Raw genomic sequence first — 16,372 nt, forward strand, 5'->3', positions numbered from 1 at the left:
GTTCTTGTCGACCGTGGCGCCGAACGCGGGCCCGGCGACCGGAGTCAGTAACGCGGCCACCACTGTCAAGGTGCTCAGCAGTGCGACCCGTGAACGGCCGGTCGCGATGACAGCGTGTCTACGCGCAGAGCGGACACGAGGAAGTAACACCGAACCCCCCAGATGAGTCCCGATGTCAGTTCGCAGACACAGGGACGGCCATGAAAACGTCGGCGACTCTACGGACTTGTTGATATGTCAGTCGAGATGAAGATTCGATGAGAATGAAGTGATCTAGATCACCCCACTTGGCAAAGGCCGCCGACATCGGCAAATCGGGCATTCGCGCCGACAGTCAGTTGACGGATCACTTGATGATCAGTCAGGTTGTGCGTGTCCTGTGTGTATCCGCCCGATGCCCGGCGGTGACCGCACCCTCGTCACTTCCGGGAGCGCTTCGGCATGCCCAAAACTCCACCTGGTCCACCACGCAGACGCGGACGCCACCCGCAGAGTCGGCTCCGCCTGCTGTCAGCCCTCGCCGCCACGGTGCTCACCGTCGGTGTCACGTCGCCTGTGGCCTTCGCCGGCCAGAACACCGGTGGCATACCGAACACCGACGTGATGGACGCGGCTGATGCCGCTCATCGAAAGGAGCGCCCCCAGCTTCCGGACGACAGCGCGTTCGCCCAGGCCAAGGCCACCGGCAAGGACGTTCCGATCGAACGATTGACGACGGAGTTCACCGAGACGCTCGCCACTCCGGAAGGGCACCTCCGGCAGGTCCGACACCCCGACCAGCAACGACTCAAAGTCGACGGGGCCTGGCGGACACTGGACGCCACCCTGACCGCGCACGCGGACGGAACCTACTCCCCCAAGGCCGTCCCGTCGGGTGTCACACTCTCCGCCGGCGGGAACAGGCCCCTGGCCACCATGACCAGTTCGGATGGCAAGAAGCTCTCCCTGAGCGCGCCGTTCGACCTGCCCACACCACGCGTCGAGGGCAACTCCCTGCTCTACCCCGGCGTGATCGGACCCGACACGGATCTCAGGGTCGGCGTCGGCAAGAACGGCAGTGTGCGCACGGTATTCGTCGTCAAGACCGCCCAGGCGGCCGCCAACCCGGCGCTGAAGCACCTCCACTTCGACACGAGGACTGACGGCGTTTCCCTCACGTCGGACGCCGACCACAACGTCACCGCGACCGGTGCCGACGGCGTGCCGCGCTGGAGTGCCCCGGCGCCCCGCATGTGGGACAGCACCCCCGCGGCACCCGTCAACACCCAGCCCGCACCGACTCCGGCACCCACGGCAGCCGCCAAAGCCATGGCACAGGCGGCGCAGCCGACGCCCACTACCGCTACGCCCGCACCCGCGCCGACGGCCTCCGCCGACGCCTCCGGCAAACCCGCAGCTCCCGCCTCCAGCAGCCCCGACGGCCCCGGCGCCGGAGCCAAGGTCTCGACCATGCCGGTCAGCATCTCCAGCACCGGCATCGATCTGGCGACCGATCAAGAGGTCCTCTCCACCGGCACGGCGCCGTACTTCATCGACCCGGACTGGATTCCGTGGTCGCGCGGAAGCAACGGCTCGACCTACGTCCAGTCGAAGTACCCGAACACACCCCACTACAACGTCAACGGATCCAACGACAGCGACCACCTGGGCGTCGGCAGGTGCGGCGTGTATCCCAGTGCGCCCAGCTGCAACCCCTCCGACCTCATGCGCTCCTACTTCCAGTTCGACACCAGCGACCTGCGCGGAGCCATCATCAAGAACGTCCGCCTGGACTTCTGGGAGTACACCTCCGCCGACTGGGACTGCAACAAGACCTACGGTGTCGACGTCTACCTCGTCGACCGCCAGATCAACTCCGGCACCGTGTGGAACAACAAGCCGGAGCCGGTCGGCGGACGACTCGACTCGACCCAGGTCGCTGGGTCTGGGCGCAACCCCTGCCATGACAACGTCGATGTCCCCTACTGGAACCTCGACGGCCTCAAGCAGTACATCCCGGCCAACAACGTCCTGACCGTCGGATTGCAGGCCTCGGACGAGAACAACATCTACGCGTTCAAGCGCTTCGACTACGGCGCGAGCCTCAGCGTCACCTACGACCGCACCCCCGACACCCCCACCAACCAGTACGTCTACCCGGGTCCGAAGACGATGGAACCGAATCAGGTCACCCAGGGGTGCGCGGGCGCCCCATGGGGCTGGCTGAACTCAAGCGCCCTGGCACAGGGGGCTGTCACCCTCAACGCCACCGTCTCGAGCCCGGTGCAGGGCCAGCTGTACTCCTGGTCGCACATCTGGGACTACAACCTTCCTGGATCTCCCAACGTCGCGGAAGGCTTCTCCGACCTCGTCACCAACGGCAGCAACGCGGCGTTCGTCGTACCGAGCAACGTCATCCAGGACGGTCACGCGTACGGCTACAGCATCATGGCCGGCGACATGCTCGTAGGCCTCTCCGCCTCCACGCCCGACTGCCGGTTCGCAGTGGACGCCACTCCGCCGCAGCTGAGCCTCCCCACACTCAACGACCAGCTTCCCGACAACGCTCTCGCCGACCAGTTCCCGCCGGCCGGCAACGGGCAGACGAGCAGGAAGCGCCTCGGCGACTCGGGCGTCGTCCCGTTCAGCGCGGTCGACCCGGCGCCCAACGGTGGATCGCCGTCGGGGGTCGCCTGTGCACGATGGGGCTGGGATCCTCAACTGGCGGGCAGCACCTGGCAGTGCGGAGCGTCCCTGCCGCAGGGCGGCGTCTCCGTGCGACCCGGCAGCTGGGGTACCAACATCCTCTTCATACAGGTCATGGACAACGCCGGGAACCAGTCACCGATCCGGTCCTACGCCTTCCACGTTCCGTGGAACCCGGCCGGCCCGCCCCCGGTGTTCGGCGACATCACCGGCGACGGCGCCCCCGACATCCTCGCTGCCGACCAGGCCGGCAACCTCCAGGCCTACAGCGTGCCCGGCAACCCGCTGGCCAAGAGCCCGGCCGTCTCGGTCGCCGCGTTGAAGTCCTACTCCCCTGTGAAAGACGGAGACTGGAAGACCGACATCCAGTTCACCCACCGCGGCGCGCTCACCGGTGGCAAGAACGTCGACGACCTGATCGTCCACGCCAAGGGCGACACGCAGCTCTGGTACTACGGCAACCCGGGCAACACCCACTACACCGGCCGCTTCGACACCAAGCGGCTCCTCAACAAACCCGCCTGCGAAACCCCCGCGAGCGACCCCCACTACTGCGACGGCTACAGCGCCAACTGGTCGACCGTCGTTCGCGTCGCCTCAGTCGGTGACCCGATCCGTTCCGACCTCGACTACAAGCTCCAGTTCCGCAACGGAGCGGGACTGCTCACCATCGAGATGGCCGCGAACGGTGCCGACGCCGCACTCTGGTACTACCCGACCCTCGGTACGCACTTCGGGGCACCGGTGCGCCTCAGTGCGACCGGTTGGAAGAACATGGAACTGCTCAGTCCCGGGGACTGGGCCAACCAGGGGCACCCCGGCTTGTGGTCACGCAACATGACCACCGGCGAGCTCAGGGGCTACACGTTCACCACAGGGGTCTACGCACCGACCGTCGACGGCGAACCCGTGCTGGACCCTGTCACCGGCCAGCCCGTCAGCGCTCCCACGCTCGTCGGCATCGACACCAACTCCTACCTGGGCTTCGTCCCGCCGAACGACTATCCCGTCCTCGGCTCCGACGGGGACCTCACCGGCAACGGTGCGCCCGCCCTTTGGGGGCGCAGTGCCAACGGCCAGATCCAGATCTGGTGGGGCCACCGCACCGGCACCCCCTCCGCGCCCGGGATCGACTGGGAGGCCGGCCCGGTCACCGTTGCCGACACCAAGGTCAGCCCGGTCTGGTACGCCCTCGACAACAAACCCGCCAACATCACTGTCGACAGCTCCGCCTCCAACCCCCTCGTGACAGCCGGGAACCCGACAGCGGTCGCGGACCACAACGGCGTTCCGAACGGCGCCATCGCCCTGAACGGCGGCTACTACCGGACCTCGCAGAGCCCGAACATCGACACCCGGCAGAGTTACAGCATTGCCGCCTGGGTCAAGATCAACAACACGAACGGCTACCAGACCGTCGCGACCCTCGTGGGCAACCAGCACAGTCCCTTCTACCTCCAGTACTCCAAGACCTACGGCCGCTGGGCCTTCGTCGCGCCCGGGGAGGACAACGCCAACACCAACGCCTACTACGCCGCCTGGGACTCGACCAGCGCACCACAGGTCGGTGTCTGGACACATCTGATCGGTGTCTACAGCTCCGGCGACAAGACCATGACCCTCTACGTCAACGGCCAAGCCGTCGGCAGCACCGTCAACCCCAGCACCTGGACCACGTCCGGTCCCCTCTCCATCGGCGCCCAGATCACCAATTCCTCCCCCGCGAGTCCCGCCTTCGACGGGTCGGTCAGCGACGTACGGATGTACCCGTATCCGCTCACCGAGCAACAGGCCAACAATCTCGCCACCAGCAACTCCAGCGTCCAGATCCACAGCCTGCAGCGCACGGCGACCTGCCTGAACAACTGGGGAGGCGGCGGAGAGATCGCGGTTCAGGACTGCGGAAACGATGCCAACCAGCACTTCACCTTCAACGACGACCGCACCATCACCAGCGCCGGCAAGTGCCTCGGCACCAAGGACAACGCCGGCGCGAGTGGCACGCCCGTCGTCCTGCGCCCGTGCGACGCCACGAGCGGCAGTGCCCCCAAGGACGGCGAAGGTCAGCAGTGGATCCGCAGTTATGACGGGACCATCCGGAACGTCCAGTCCGGCCTCTGCATCGACATTCCCCACGGCATCACGACCAACGGCACCCGCGTGATCGTTTGGACCTGCTCGGCCGACAGCAACCAGAAGTGGTTCGCGCGTGCGCACCTGAACGGCTGATCCCCGTCCGGTGCAAGGGCCGGGGTCCGGGGGCTTGCCCTCGGACCCCGGCCCTTTCCCACCCGTCGGCATCGCCTTCCGAGTGATCGGCAGGCGTCCGGGGAAGGGCCGTCCGCAGCCGTCGAAGGGACCCCACCGGCTTCGCCGGGCTGCCACCCCGTCGCCGCCACCCGCAGCGCCGGGAACGCACCAGTCTCCGTGTCCGGACCCGTCGTTGTCAGTCCGTATGGTTCCGGGTTCCGTGCCCTGCGGCGGATGGCTACCGTCCGAACCGTCGGACATCCGGCGGTCCGGACGGGCCGCCGTCACGCGCCTTCTGGAGGTCACGGTGACCGCGAACCACCCCACCCGCAGGAGCATCCTCAAGTCCGCCGGCGGGCTCGGCGCCGCGCTGGCGCTCGGCGGCGCGAGCGTCCTCGCGACGGCTTCGGCGGCCCGCGCGGCCGACGACGGCTTCGGGCTGCACATCACCGACCGCAACGAGGGCGACGCCCGGATGTGGTACTACCGCTTCGCGACCGCCGAGATCGGCTGGCAGCCCGCCGTCAACGTGCTGCTCCCCGACGACTACCACACCAGCGGACGCACCTACCCCGTGCTCTACCTGCTGCACGGCGGCCTCCAGGACTTCATCGAGTTCGACCACCAGGGCGTCCGCGACTGGACCATCGGCAAGCCGCTCATCGTCGTGATGCCCGACGGCGGGCAGGCCGGCTGGTACTCCAACCCGGTCGGCACCAACGTGGGCCCCCGCAACTGGGAGAGCTTCCACCTCAACCAGCTGATCCCCTGGGTCGACGCCAACTTCCGCACCTACGCCGAGTACGACGGCCGCGCCGTGGCCGGATTCTCCATGGGCGGCTTCGGCGCACTGAAGTACGCCGCCAAGTACTGGGGCCACTTCGCCTCGGTCAGCGCCCACTCCGGCCCGGCCAGCCTGCGCCGCGACAACGGCGCGGTCGTGCACTGGGCCAACGTGTCCGCCGCCGTCAAGGACCTGGCCGGCGGCACCATCTACGGCGCGCCGCTGTGGGACCAGGCGAGGGTGACCGCCGACAACCCGGTCGAGCGCCTGGAGAGCTACCGCAACAAGCGGATCTTCCTGGTGGCCGGGACCAGCCCCGACCCGACCAACCCCTTCGACACCTTCAACGAGACCGCGGTGCTGGCCGGCCAGCGGGAGTTCCGCGCCCTGCTGGACGGCGCGGGCATCCCGTACGAGGCCCACGAGGAGCCGGGCGGCCACTTCATCCGCGACTACATGTTCCGGCGCGACATCGACGGCATCATCGACCGCCTCCGCAAGGCGTGAGGGGCGCTCCGATGATCTCCCGCTTCTCGCGGCCGGCCCTGGCCGCGGTCGCCGCCCTGTTGCTGCCGTTCACCGTGCCGGCAGCCTCCGCCGTGGCGGCTCCCGCCGTGTCCGCTCCCGCCACGGCCGCTCCCGCCCAGGCCACCCGGGCCGCCGGGTTCGCGGCGGCCTGTCCGGCCCGCGGCCAGGTCTCCCAGCACTACTCCGCAGGGCACAACGGCATCGACATCGCCAACGACTACGGCACACCGATCTACGCGGTCGGCGACGGCCAGGTGCTGATCTCCGGCACGGCCCAGGGCTACGGCCAGTGGATCCGGATCCTGCACCCGGACGGGACCATCACCGAGTACGGGCACATGTACGAACGGGACGTGGCCGCCGGCGACCACGTGACGGCCGGCCAGCAGATCGCGCTGATGGGCAGCGAGGGCGAAGCCACCGGCCCGCACCTGCACCTGCGGGTCTGGGCCGACCCGGACGCGTCCGTGCGCACCGACCCGGAGCCGTACCTCACGGAGCGCGGTGTCACCGTGCCCTGCGTTCCCGGAAGCGGCCCGAGCCCCGCCCCGTTGGTGTATCCGGCGGAGTCCGGGCGAGTGGTCTCGGCGCGGTCGGCGGACGGACGCCTGGAGGTCTTCGCGGCCGGGGCGAACGGCGTCTCCCACGCCTGGCAGACCGCGATCAACGGCGGGTGGTCCGAGTGGGAGAACCTCGGCGGCCCCGGTGGCGCGGAGCTGGCGGTCGGGCCCGACGCGGACGGCCGACTGGAGGTGTTCGCCATCAACGGCAACACCTTCCAACACCGCTACCAACTCCAGCCCTCCGGCGCCTGGTCCGGCTGGGAGGACTTCGGCACCGGCGGCCACGACATCGCCGTCGGCTCCAACCAGGACGGACGCCTCGAAGTCTTCGCCTCAGGACCGGTCGGCGTCTACCACAAGTACCAGACGGCACCCAACGGCGGCTGGTCCGGCTGGGACCCCACGGGTGGAGGCCCCGCCGACAGCGAGATCGAACTCGGCAAGGCCCCCGACGGCCGCCTCGAAGTCTTCGCCCTCAACGGCACCACCTTCCAGCACCAGTGGCAGACCGCCGTCAACGGCGCCTGGTCCCCCTGGGAGGACTTCGGCACCGGAGGCCACGACCTCACCGTCAGCCACAACCAGGACGGACGCCTCGAAGTCTTCGCCTCAGGACCCGCCGGCGTCTACCACAAGTACCAGACCAACCCCACCAGTTGGTCCGGCTGGGACCCCACCGGCGGCCCCGCCGACTCCCGGCTCACCAGCAGGCAGACCGCGGACGGCCGGGTCGAGGTCTTCGCGATCAACGGCAGCACCGCACAGCACATCTGGCAGACCGGCCTCAACGCCCCGTACGACCAGTGGGACACCTTCGGCACCGGCGGCACCGAGATCGCCGCCGCCACCAACGCGGACGGCCGGATCGAGGTCTTCGCCTCCAACACCGACGGCGTCCACCACAAGTGGCAGACCGGATTCTCCACCTGGTCCGACTGGGCCTGGCTGAACACCACCCCCGGACCCGCCGTCAGTCGAGGAGCCACCCGGTGACCAGAGCGCACCTCCCCCTGCTGTCCGCGCTCACCTCGCTGGGCGTGGCAGCGGGCCTGATGGTCGGCGCCACGCCCGCGCCCGCCGCCACCGGCATCGACCTGTGCGCCGAGGTCGGCTACACCGCGGGCTTCCGCGGCGACGCCCTGGTGACCGCGATCGCCGTCGGCATGGCCGAGTCCAGCTGCAACCCGCTGGCGTCCAACGTCCAGGGCAACAGCCCGCAGTCCACCGACCGCGGTCTGTGGGAGATCAACGACTACTGGCACAGCGAGGTCACGGACGCCTGCGCCTACGACGCCCAGTGCAACGCCAACGAGGCCTACCGCATCTCCAACCAGGGCATCGACTGGCACCAGTGGTCGACCTACGCCGCGGGCGCGCACCTTCGGTACATGGACGCGGCGCGGGCCGCCGTGGACCGGCTCGGCCACCACGAACCCGGTCCGGCGCCCGTGGTGTATCCGGCGGAGTCCGGGCGAGTGGTCTCGGCGCGGTCGGCGGACGGACGCCTGGAGGTCTTCGCGGCCGGGGCGAACGGCGTCTCCCACGCCTGGCAGACCGCGATCAACGGCGGGTGGTCCGAGTGGGAGAACCTCGGCGGCCCCGGCGGCGCGGAACTCGCCGTCGGCTCCAACGCGGACGGCAGGTTGGAGGTGTTCGCCATCAACGGCAACACCTTCCAGCACCGCTACCAGCTCCAACCCTCCGGCGCCTGGTCCGGCTGGGAGGACTTCGGCACCGGAGGCCACGACATCGCCGTCGGCTCCAACCAGGACGGACGCCTCGAAGTCTTCGCCTCAGGACCCGCCGGCGTCTACCACAAGTACCAGACGGCACCCAACGGCGGCTGGTCCGGCTGGGACCCCACGGGCGGGGGCCCCGCCGACAGCGAGATCGAACTCGGCAAGGCCCCCGACGGACGTCTCGAAGTCTTCGCCCTCAACGGCACCACCTTCCAGCACCAGTGGCAGACCAGCGTCAACGGCGCCTGGTCCCCCTGGGAGGACTTCGGCACCGGAGGCCACGACCTCACCGTCAGCCACAACCAGGACGGACGCCTCGAAGTCTTCGCCTCAGGACCCGCCGGCGTCTACCACAAGTACCAGACCAACCCCACCAGTTGGTCCGGCTGGGACCCCACCGGCGGCCCCGCCGACTCCCAGCTGACCAGTGAGCGTTCGCCGGACGGCCGGGTGGAGGTCTTCGCGATCAACGGCAGCACCGCACAGCACATCTGGCAGACCGGCGTCAACGCGCCGTACGGCCAGTGGGACACCTTCGGCACCGGCGGCACCGAGATCGCCGCGGCTGGCAACGCGGACGGCCGGATCGAGGTGTTCGGCTCCAACACCGACGGGGTCCACCACCGCTGGCAGACCGGGTTCTCCACCTGGTCCGACTGGGCCTGGCTGAACACCACCCCCGGACCCGCCGTGCCCTGACAACGCCCTGGAGCACAGCGATGCACCCGATCGGCAGGCGTGGCCTGCTGTGGGCGGCCGGAGCGGGAGCACTCGTGCTCCCGCTCGCGGGCCGTACCGCGCCAGTGGCATCCGCCGGCCGCCGCCGGACCCCACCCGTGGGTCGGCGGCGGCCGGCGGCCGTGGGCCGCCTTCGGCGACCGCCCGGCGGCACCGCCGCGTTCGGGGGCGCCGATGCCCTGAGCGCGGGGGCGCCGAAGCCCTGACCGAACACCCGTGCACTCCGCTGCCACCTTGTCAAGTGGCATGCGGCTCCGGTTTATTGTCGTACGCGAAGAGGTACCGTTCGTCCGTCCGACCTGAGCCGGCACGGCACGCGGGACGGTGCGCGGGGACGGTGTGCGGGGACGGAGGCGCGGTGCGCGGGACGGGGCAGCGGTGAGCGGGATCGTCGTCCACCTGCCGGCGGGGAACGGCGACACCCCGGTGACCTTGCGGCTCGGCCCAGGAGAGCGGGCACGCTTCGGTCGCGGATCCGCCCGCACCCCGGTGGAGCTGCGGCTCGGCGACGAGTCGGTCTCCCGGCTGGCCGGTGAGATCCACGCCACCGACGACCACTGGCAGTTGAGCAACCTCAGCAACACCCACGCCTACCTGGTGGAGAACCCGGAGGGCGCCGGCGAGTACCTGCGGGTGCCACCACGGCGGGTCGGCGCGCCGATCCCCTTCGAGTTCTCCCGCGTGGTGCTGCCGTCCCGGCGGGAGACCCCGCTGTCCTTCCAGGTGTTCGCACCCGACCACGTCTACCTGGACCCGGACACCCGCGGCGGCTCCCGGGAGAGCCGAACCATGACGGCGTACTCGCTGGACGAGACCGCCACCTACTTCCTGGTCCTGGTCGCGCTATGCGAGCCGTGGCTGCGCGACCACTCCCCCGCCGCCGTTCCCACCACCCCGCAGGTGGTCGCACGGCTGCACGGCCACCCCGCCTGCGCCCGGCTCACCGCCCGCGCGGTCAGCTCGCACCTCGACTACCTCGCCGACGAGAAGCTCCGCATCGACCTGCCCGACGGCGACCGAGCGGACCGCCGCGGCGGCAAGCGTGAGGCCGTCGTGGGGATCGCCCTGAAGTTCGGCATCGTTCGCGAGGAGCACCTCGCGCTCCTGCCGGGCCCTGGCCCCGGCCCCGGCCGGTCCGGACGATAGGGAGGGCGGCGATGCTGCAAGATCCGGCCTTCCCCGTGGACAGCGAGGAACTGCTGCCGGCCGGCCATAGGGTCGGCGAGTGGACCGTCACCGGGCCGATCGGCGAGGGCGCCTGGGCCACGGTGTACGCCGCCCGACGAACCGACCACCGGACCGAGGGCGGGAACGACCGCGGGGGCGACCACCGGACCGACCGCGAGACCGACGAGCCGGACGACACCGTCGCCCTCAAGGTGCTGCCGACCGCCGGACTCGCCCCCCGCCAGGCCCGCCAGGTCGCCGAAGCCGCCCGACGCGAAGCCGAGTTGGCCCGCACCGCCCCGCACCCCCGGCTGGTACGGCTGCTCGACACCCTCGTCCTGGCCGCCCCCGACCAGCCCTCGCTCGACGGCGCGATCGTCCTGGTCATGGAGCGCGCCCGGTGCACCCTGCGCGACCTGCTCGCCACCGGCGTCGACGAGGCCGAGGGCGCCCGGATCGTCACCGGCATCTGCGAGGGCCTGGCCCACCTGCACCGCTCCGGCTGGGTCCACACCGACCTGAAACCGGAGAACGTCCTCATCGGCGCCGACGGCGAGGTCCGGCTCTCCGACTTCGGCCTCGCCATCGAACTCACCGGCACCCACGGCCACGGCGCCCCGATGGGCACCCCCGACTACCTCCCGCCGGAGCGCTGGCGGGAGCCGCTCGGCGAACACGGCGTCAAGGTCCGTACCACCGACGACATCTGGGCGCTCGGCATCGTGATCCACGAGGTCTTCGCCGCCGGCGGCCGACCGTTCCCCGGCACCACCCCCACCGCCCGCTGCGCCGCCGCCCAGCAGTACGCGGAAGGCCGCGCCGCCCTGCGGCTGGCCGCGGCCGTCCCCCCGTTCTGGCGCGCCCTGGCCGCCGACTGCCTCGCCCCCAGCCACGCCGCCCGCGCCCCGCACACCGCGGAGAGCCTGCTCGGCCGCATCCGCGCCCACCGCCCCGACCGGCGCCCGCACCGCCCCCGCCGCCCGTACCGGCGTCCTCGCCCGCGCACCGCCCTGCTGGCCCTGGCCTCCTGTGCCACGGCCGCCGCCACCGTCACCGCCCTGTGGCCGCACCCGGGACCGCCCGGACGACTCGCCCACGTGCGGGTCTTCAACGCCGAACGCGGCTGCCAGGACCGCACCGACCGCGACCCCCAGTGCAGCCTCGGCCTCGCCGTCGACCCCCTGCGCCCCTACACCGCCGACAACGTCGTCCCCGAGCGGGTCTGGCACGACGACACCCTCGAAGCCGACTGCCAACTGCCCGCCGGCCTCCCCGTCATCAACGAGGAGGACCTCACCTCCACGCTCTGGTACCGCATCCGTCTGCCGGGCTCCTCCACCACCGCCTGGCTCCCCGCCGTCCGCACCAGGGACCGCCCCGCCCTGCTCCGCTGCCCGTGAGCGCCGCCGGCCGTGAGCGCCGCCGGCCGGGCCACCCGCCGCTCGGCCGGCCCGCGTTGGGGGTGCCCCGCTGCTCGGGCTCGACGGCGCCGCCGTCACCGAGCAGCGGATGAACCTCCCTCTCCGGAGGACGGGGGTCAGGGAGCGGGTGACCGCCTGCCGGCCGCTCCGGCGGCGCGTTGGCAGAGCTCGACGAGGGAACCGAGGAACGGGCCGCCGTAGGCGCGGGCGGCGGCGCAGGGGTCCGTGTCGGCGGTGGTGGCCTGGCCGGGCGGCCGAGCGGCGGAGGGGGCGGGCCGCGGTCGGTGGTGAGCGCCCGGGAAGTGCGGCCGCTGACCCGGCCGGGCACCGTCCTCACCCGGCTCGGCGGCCGGGGTTTCCTGCTCGTCGGTGGGCGCGGCGTCCGGCGTGGGGACGGGCTCCGCGGCCGTCGGCTCCGGCGGGGGCGGCGCGGGGACCGGCGCCGGGGAGGGCGACGGCGCGGAGTGCTTCAGGGCCCCCACGACGGCGGGGGCGACCGGCTGGTCGTCGAGCGCCGGTCGCGGGCCCATTCCGAGGTAGGCCCGCGGGCCGGCGTCCGCCGCCCCCGAGAGCAGTGCCGTCGCCAGCACGACCGCGACGACGGCGCCACGCCCGAACGCCCGGACCGGGGACGGGCAGAGGGGCGGACGCCCGGCGCCGGCGTCCGCCGAGGGCTCGGACTCCAGCAGTTCCACCCGGCGCCGGCAGACCTCCGCGTTGCGTGAAGCCGCCCACTGCTCGGACGCCCCCTGGTCGGCCCACGCGGTGGCGGTCCCGGTGAACAGGTCGGCCGCCAGGCCCGGGTCCCCGCCGACCGCCGCGACGTACGCCCGCACCTCCTGCGCGCGCAGCGCCTCCGGGTGCGTGGCACCGCGCTCCAGGGCGACGTGCTGATGGAGCTCCTCGGCCAGGCGAGCGGCGAGAACCGTTTCGCCGACCTCCATGGCGCCCCGGATCAGGGCCACCCTGGGGGCGTAGGCGGCGGGCGGCCTCTCGGCTGCCGTCCTTGACGACGTGTCGGTCGGATCGGTCATGGGCCCCTCGCAGGTGGTCTCCGAACGATGGATCACGTCACCTATACCGGTCGGGGCCACCCGGCGGCCGGTCCGCGGTCGTCCCTTCGGGTGAAACCGTCAACGAGCGATCGGACGCCGTCCGAGGTTCCGGCCGCCCCGATCGGCCTCCGGCCGGGGCGCGGTGGGCCGCCGTAAGGCCTTCGATCGGCCTCCCGTCGGCCTCCCGTCGGCCTCCGGTCCGCCCGGCGGCCGACCGGCGCGCCCGTAACGGCTCCGCGCCGGGTTCGCCGCTTCGAGTGACAGGCCGACAGCAGGGGCACACGTCCGACCAGCGGTGGACCCGTCCGCGTCATCGGGTCAGCGGACCACGCCGGAAAGGTCCAGTCGCTCCATGCGGTCGAGGCACAGTTCATGAAAGCGAACGAAGTCACAGCGGCTCTTCCGTCGGCCCCGCCGGGCCGGGGAAATCCGCTGGCGCGAGACTCGCCGGGCCTTGATCCTGATCACCGTGTCAGAACCCAAGCAGCAGATCCGCGCCCTCCCCACGGCGTCCACAGTGACGGTCTACCAGGCGTACCGGCCTGAGATCGGCCTGCCCGCCGCGCGGGACGGTCGGTTTCCGGCGGCGTGGAAGAGGGAGCGGATGACGTGGATCAAGCCGTCGTTCCTCTGGATGATGTACCGCTGCGGGTGGGCGCGGAAGGAGGGGCAGGAGACCGTCCTCGCGATCGAGATCACCCGCGAGGGCTTCGAATGGGCCCTGGAGAACAGTTGCCTGTCCCACTACGAACACGGACTGCACTCCGACCGGGCCTCCTGGAAGCGCGAGTTGAAGCGGTCCCCGGCCCGGGTGCAGTGGGATCCCGAACGGGATCTGCACCTCCGGCCGCTGGCCCATCGGTCGCTTCAGCTCGGCCTCGCCGGCGAGGCGGCTGGGCGGTACGCGGACGAGTGGATCGTCGCGATCGACGACGTCACGGCGCTCGCGCACACCACTCACGCCCACGTGCGGGACGGGGACCTGGACGCCGCGCGGAGGCTGCTTCCCGCCGAACGGCCGTATCCGGCGGGCGACACGCTGCTGACCCACCTGGGTTGCTGAGCCGGTACCGAGAACGCGACCGGGGGCACCAGGAACTGTCGGATCGGTGGCTCCGAGTCGGCTGTGTCGAGCAAGGACAGCCCTGCCGGGCGGGGCCTCGGGGCTGTCCGACGGCGCCGTGGGAGGACGGGTGCTCCCGAGGCGGTCGCAGATGCAAGGGGCGACCTGGGGGCGTCAGTTCCCGCTCGGGAACTCGCCCGCCTGGATCGCGGCGATGGAGCAGGCCCCTCATGCCGAGCACCTCGTCGGCTCTTTCGACCGCGCCAGAAGTCGACCCCGCCGACTTCCCGCGCACTCAGCCGACTTCCCGCGCACTCAGCTGACGGGCCGGGCGGAAACCGCCGTGCGCGAGTGAGCTCCGTGCGCGAGACTGCCCGGATGGACATGGGCAGAGACACGGTGGCGGAGCTGGTCGGACAGGCCCTCGAGGCGCCTGACCGGCACACGGGCGAGGACCTGCTGCGGCGCGCCGCCGAAACCGACGCTCACGGCGCGGTGGCGCGCGCGGTCGACCTGCTCCGGTCGCCTCAGCCCCCGGACCGGGCCCTGGGCTGCGATCTGCTGGGGTTCGCGAGCGACGCCCACGAGGACGTCCGGGCCGAAGTCGCCGTCACCCTGACCGCCCTGGCCGCTCGGGAGCCCGACCCCGACGTCCTCTGCTCGCTGGCACGCGCCCTGGAGCAGACCGAGGACCACCGTGCCGCACCCGTCCTGGTGGCTCTGGCCGAACACGAGGACTCCGGGGTGCGCCAGCGGACGGCCATCGCGCTCGGCGGCTTCGCCGACGGGCCGCCCGACGGGCCGGAAGTCCGCGCGCTGGTCGCCCTCACCCGGGACGCGGACCCGGACGTACGCGACTGGGCGACGTTCTCGCTCGGTTTCCAGTCCCGGGCCGACACCCCGGCGGTCCGGGCCGCCCTCTGGGAACGGACGCGGGACTCCGATCCGGACGCCCGCGCGGAGGGCATCCGTGGCCTGGCGCGGCGGCGCGACCCGCGCGCCGCCGCGCTCCTGCGCGAGCTGCTGGCGGACCCCGACGGCGCCGAGGTGCTCACCTTCCGGGCGGCCGAGATCCTGGGCGCCCCCGAACTGCTGCCGCTCCTGGAGGACTACGCCCCGGACGACCACGGGGTCGCCGAGGCCGTCGCCGCCTGCGATCCGGCGCGCAGGGCCCGGCACGACGAGGCCGCCTGGACACTGGTGCGCACGCTGGAGCGGCTGCGGCCCGAACTGGCGCCCGCGGTCTGGGCGACCCGCTGCGAACCCGGCCTGACCCTCGGCCTCGGCAGCGGCCCCGACGCACCGGTCTACGACGTCGCCGCACTGCTCGCGCGGGCGGACGGCGATCCCCAGCGGGCGGCCGAACTGGTGGGCGGTGACCACCCGTTGGCAATCGGCCGCTGAGCACTCCTGACGAAAGTGCCGGCAGCGGGGCGAGGTCGGCCACGTCATCGCGGGCGAAACCCGGCGACGTCGGCGACCTTCCCCGGGATACTGGTCGCCCATGGATGAGGTCGAAGTCGTCGTCGCCCATTCCGAGCGTGCGACTCTGCGGGTCGGCGACGTGTTCCTGAAGGTGGACGCCGACCAGGCGCGCATCGACGTCGAGGTCGAGGCGATGTCCCTGGCGCCGGTCCCGACCCCGGAGGTCCTGTGGCGCAAGCCGCCCGTGCTCGCGCTCGCCGCGGTTCCGGGGACGACGCTCGGGCGCCTCGGTGGGCCGTCGACCGGGTCGCCGGCGGCGTGGGCCGCGGCGGGCGCCGCCATCCGGAAGCTGCACGACGCGCCGCTGCCGTCCTGGCCGGGACGGGCCGGGCGGAGCATCACCGCGCTGGCGGCGGAACTCGACGACGAGTGCGAATCCCTCGTGACGGACGGCGTCCTGCCCGCCGACCTGGTCACCCGCAACCGCCGGGTCGCCGAGGCCGCACTCCGGCCCTGGTCCCCGGCGTTCACGCACGGCGACCTGCAGATCGCGCACGTCTTCGTCGACGGCGACGAGGTCACGGGCATCATCGACTGGTCCGAGGCGGGCCGGGGTGACGCCCTGTACGACCTCGCCACCTTCACGCTCGGACACGAGGAGCACCTCGACGACGTCATCGCCGGCTACGGCACCGGCACCGGCATCGACGTCGACGTGATCCACGCGTGGTGGTCGTTGCGCAGCCTGCTGGCGGTCCGCTGGCTGATCGGGCACGGCTTCGACCCCTACACACCGGGCTGTGAGGTCGACGTGCTGAGATCCCGGATGTGAAGCCCTCGGTATCCGCCGGCCACCCCCGGAACATCCCGAAGCCGGGAACGTGAGAAGTCGGCCCCGCCGACTTCCTTTGCGCGGGGTGGTGCGCGGCACGGCACAAGGGGCCGTGGGAACGA

Annotated in this window: 10 protein-coding genes; 9 read left to right on the top strand and 1 reads right to left on the bottom strand. The window is 71.7% G+C overall.

What is annotated here, in order from left to right:
- The first annotated feature begins 603 nt into the window (after positions 1 to 603).
- The 6 genes from ACWDBE_RS03220 to ACWDBE_RS03245 all read left to right on the top strand — a co-directional run bounded on the left by ACWDBE_RS03220 (position 604) and on the right by ACWDBE_RS03245 (position 11,854).
- Positions 604 to 4,914 (top strand): LamG-like jellyroll fold domain-containing protein, encoded by a 4,311-nt coding sequence (locus ACWDBE_RS03220; RefSeq protein ID WP_449807071.1) that lies wholly within the window; start codon positions 604 to 606, stop codon positions 4,912 to 4,914.
- A gap of 328 nt (positions 4,915 to 5,242) precedes the next feature.
- Positions 5,243 to 6,226, top strand: a complete 984-nt coding sequence (locus ACWDBE_RS03225; RefSeq protein WP_449807072.1) for an alpha/beta hydrolase — start codon at positions 5,243 to 5,245, stop codon at positions 6,224 to 6,226.
- Between the two features lie 11 nt (positions 6,227 to 6,237).
- A complete protein-coding gene (locus ACWDBE_RS03230) occupies positions 6,238 to 7,803 on the top strand; it encodes a peptidoglycan DD-metalloendopeptidase family protein (RefSeq protein ID WP_449807073.1) in 1,566 nt (521 codons plus the stop codon).
- Between the two features lie 59 nt (positions 7,804 to 7,862).
- On the top strand, positions 7,863 to 9,248 hold the full coding sequence (locus tag ACWDBE_RS03235; protein ID WP_449807182.1) for a hypothetical protein: 1,386 nt from the start codon (positions 7,863 to 7,865) through the stop codon (positions 9,246 to 9,248).
- Between the two features lie 417 nt (positions 9,249 to 9,665).
- The gene (locus ACWDBE_RS03240; protein ID WP_449807074.1) at positions 9,666 to 10,433 is read left to right on the top strand and encodes a serine/threonine protein kinase; all 768 of its coding nucleotides are present in this window, start codon (positions 9,666 to 9,668) and stop codon (positions 10,431 to 10,433) included.
- An 11-nt stretch (positions 10,434 to 10,444) separates the two neighbouring features.
- Positions 10,445 to 11,854, top strand: a complete 1,410-nt coding sequence (locus ACWDBE_RS03245) for a serine/threonine-protein kinase (RefSeq protein WP_449807075.1) — start codon at positions 10,445 to 10,447, stop codon at positions 11,852 to 11,854.
- 137 nt (positions 11,855 to 11,991) lie between these two features.
- Here the strand turns inward: ACWDBE_RS03245 and ACWDBE_RS03250 are convergent, their stop codons facing one another.
- Entirely contained in the window at positions 11,992 to 12,840 is an 849-nt protein-coding gene (locus tag ACWDBE_RS03250) for a hypothetical protein (protein ID WP_449807076.1), read from the bottom strand.
- Between the two features lie 559 nt (positions 12,841 to 13,399).
- Here ACWDBE_RS03250 and ACWDBE_RS03255 point away from each other — a divergent pair.
- The 3 genes from ACWDBE_RS03255 (at position 13,400) to ACWDBE_RS03265 (ending at position 16,250) form a co-directional block, all read left to right on the top strand.
- Positions 13,400 to 13,993 (top strand): DUF4291 domain-containing protein, encoded by a 594-nt coding sequence (locus ACWDBE_RS03255; protein ID WP_449807077.1) that lies wholly within the window; start codon positions 13,400 to 13,402, stop codon positions 13,991 to 13,993.
- 378 nt (positions 13,994 to 14,371) lie between these two features.
- On the top strand, positions 14,372 to 15,397 hold the full coding sequence (locus ACWDBE_RS03260) for a HEAT repeat domain-containing protein (RefSeq protein WP_449807078.1): 1,026 nt from the start codon (positions 14,372 to 14,374) through the stop codon (positions 15,395 to 15,397).
- A gap of 100 nt (positions 15,398 to 15,497) precedes the next feature.
- Positions 15,498 to 16,250 carry a phosphotransferase family protein gene (locus ACWDBE_RS03265; RefSeq protein WP_449807079.1) on the top strand — a complete coding sequence of 251 codons (753 nt, stop codon included), beginning with the start codon at positions 15,498 to 15,500 and terminating at the stop codon, positions 16,248 to 16,250.
- Positions 16,251 to 16,372: the final 122 nt, after the last annotated feature.

This window comes from Kitasatospora sp. NPDC001132, from assembly GCF_053598415.1.

Excerpts from the sequence above, each read along its gene's own strand:
- ACWDBE_RS03230 (WP_449807073.1), top strand. The coding sequence starts at position 6,238 with ATGATCTCCCGCTTCTCGCGGCCGGCCCTGGCCGCGGTCGCCGCCCTG.
- ACWDBE_RS03220 (WP_449807071.1), top strand. The coding sequence starts at position 604 with ATGGACGCGGCTGATGCCGCTCATCGAAAGGAGCGCCCCCAGCTTCCG.
- ACWDBE_RS03235 (WP_449807182.1), top strand. The coding sequence starts at position 7,863 with ATGGTCGGCGCCACGCCCGCGCCCGCCGCCACCGGCATCGACCTGTGC.
- ACWDBE_RS03260 (WP_449807078.1), top strand. The coding sequence starts at position 14,372 with ATGGACATGGGCAGAGACACGGTGGCGGAGCTGGTCGGACAGGCCCTC.
- ACWDBE_RS03245 (WP_449807075.1), top strand. The coding sequence starts at position 10,445 with ATGCTGCAAGATCCGGCCTTCCCCGTGGACAGCGAGGAACTGCTGCCG.
- ACWDBE_RS03265 (WP_449807079.1), top strand. The coding sequence starts at position 15,498 with ATGGATGAGGTCGAAGTCGTCGTCGCCCATTCCGAGCGTGCGACTCTG.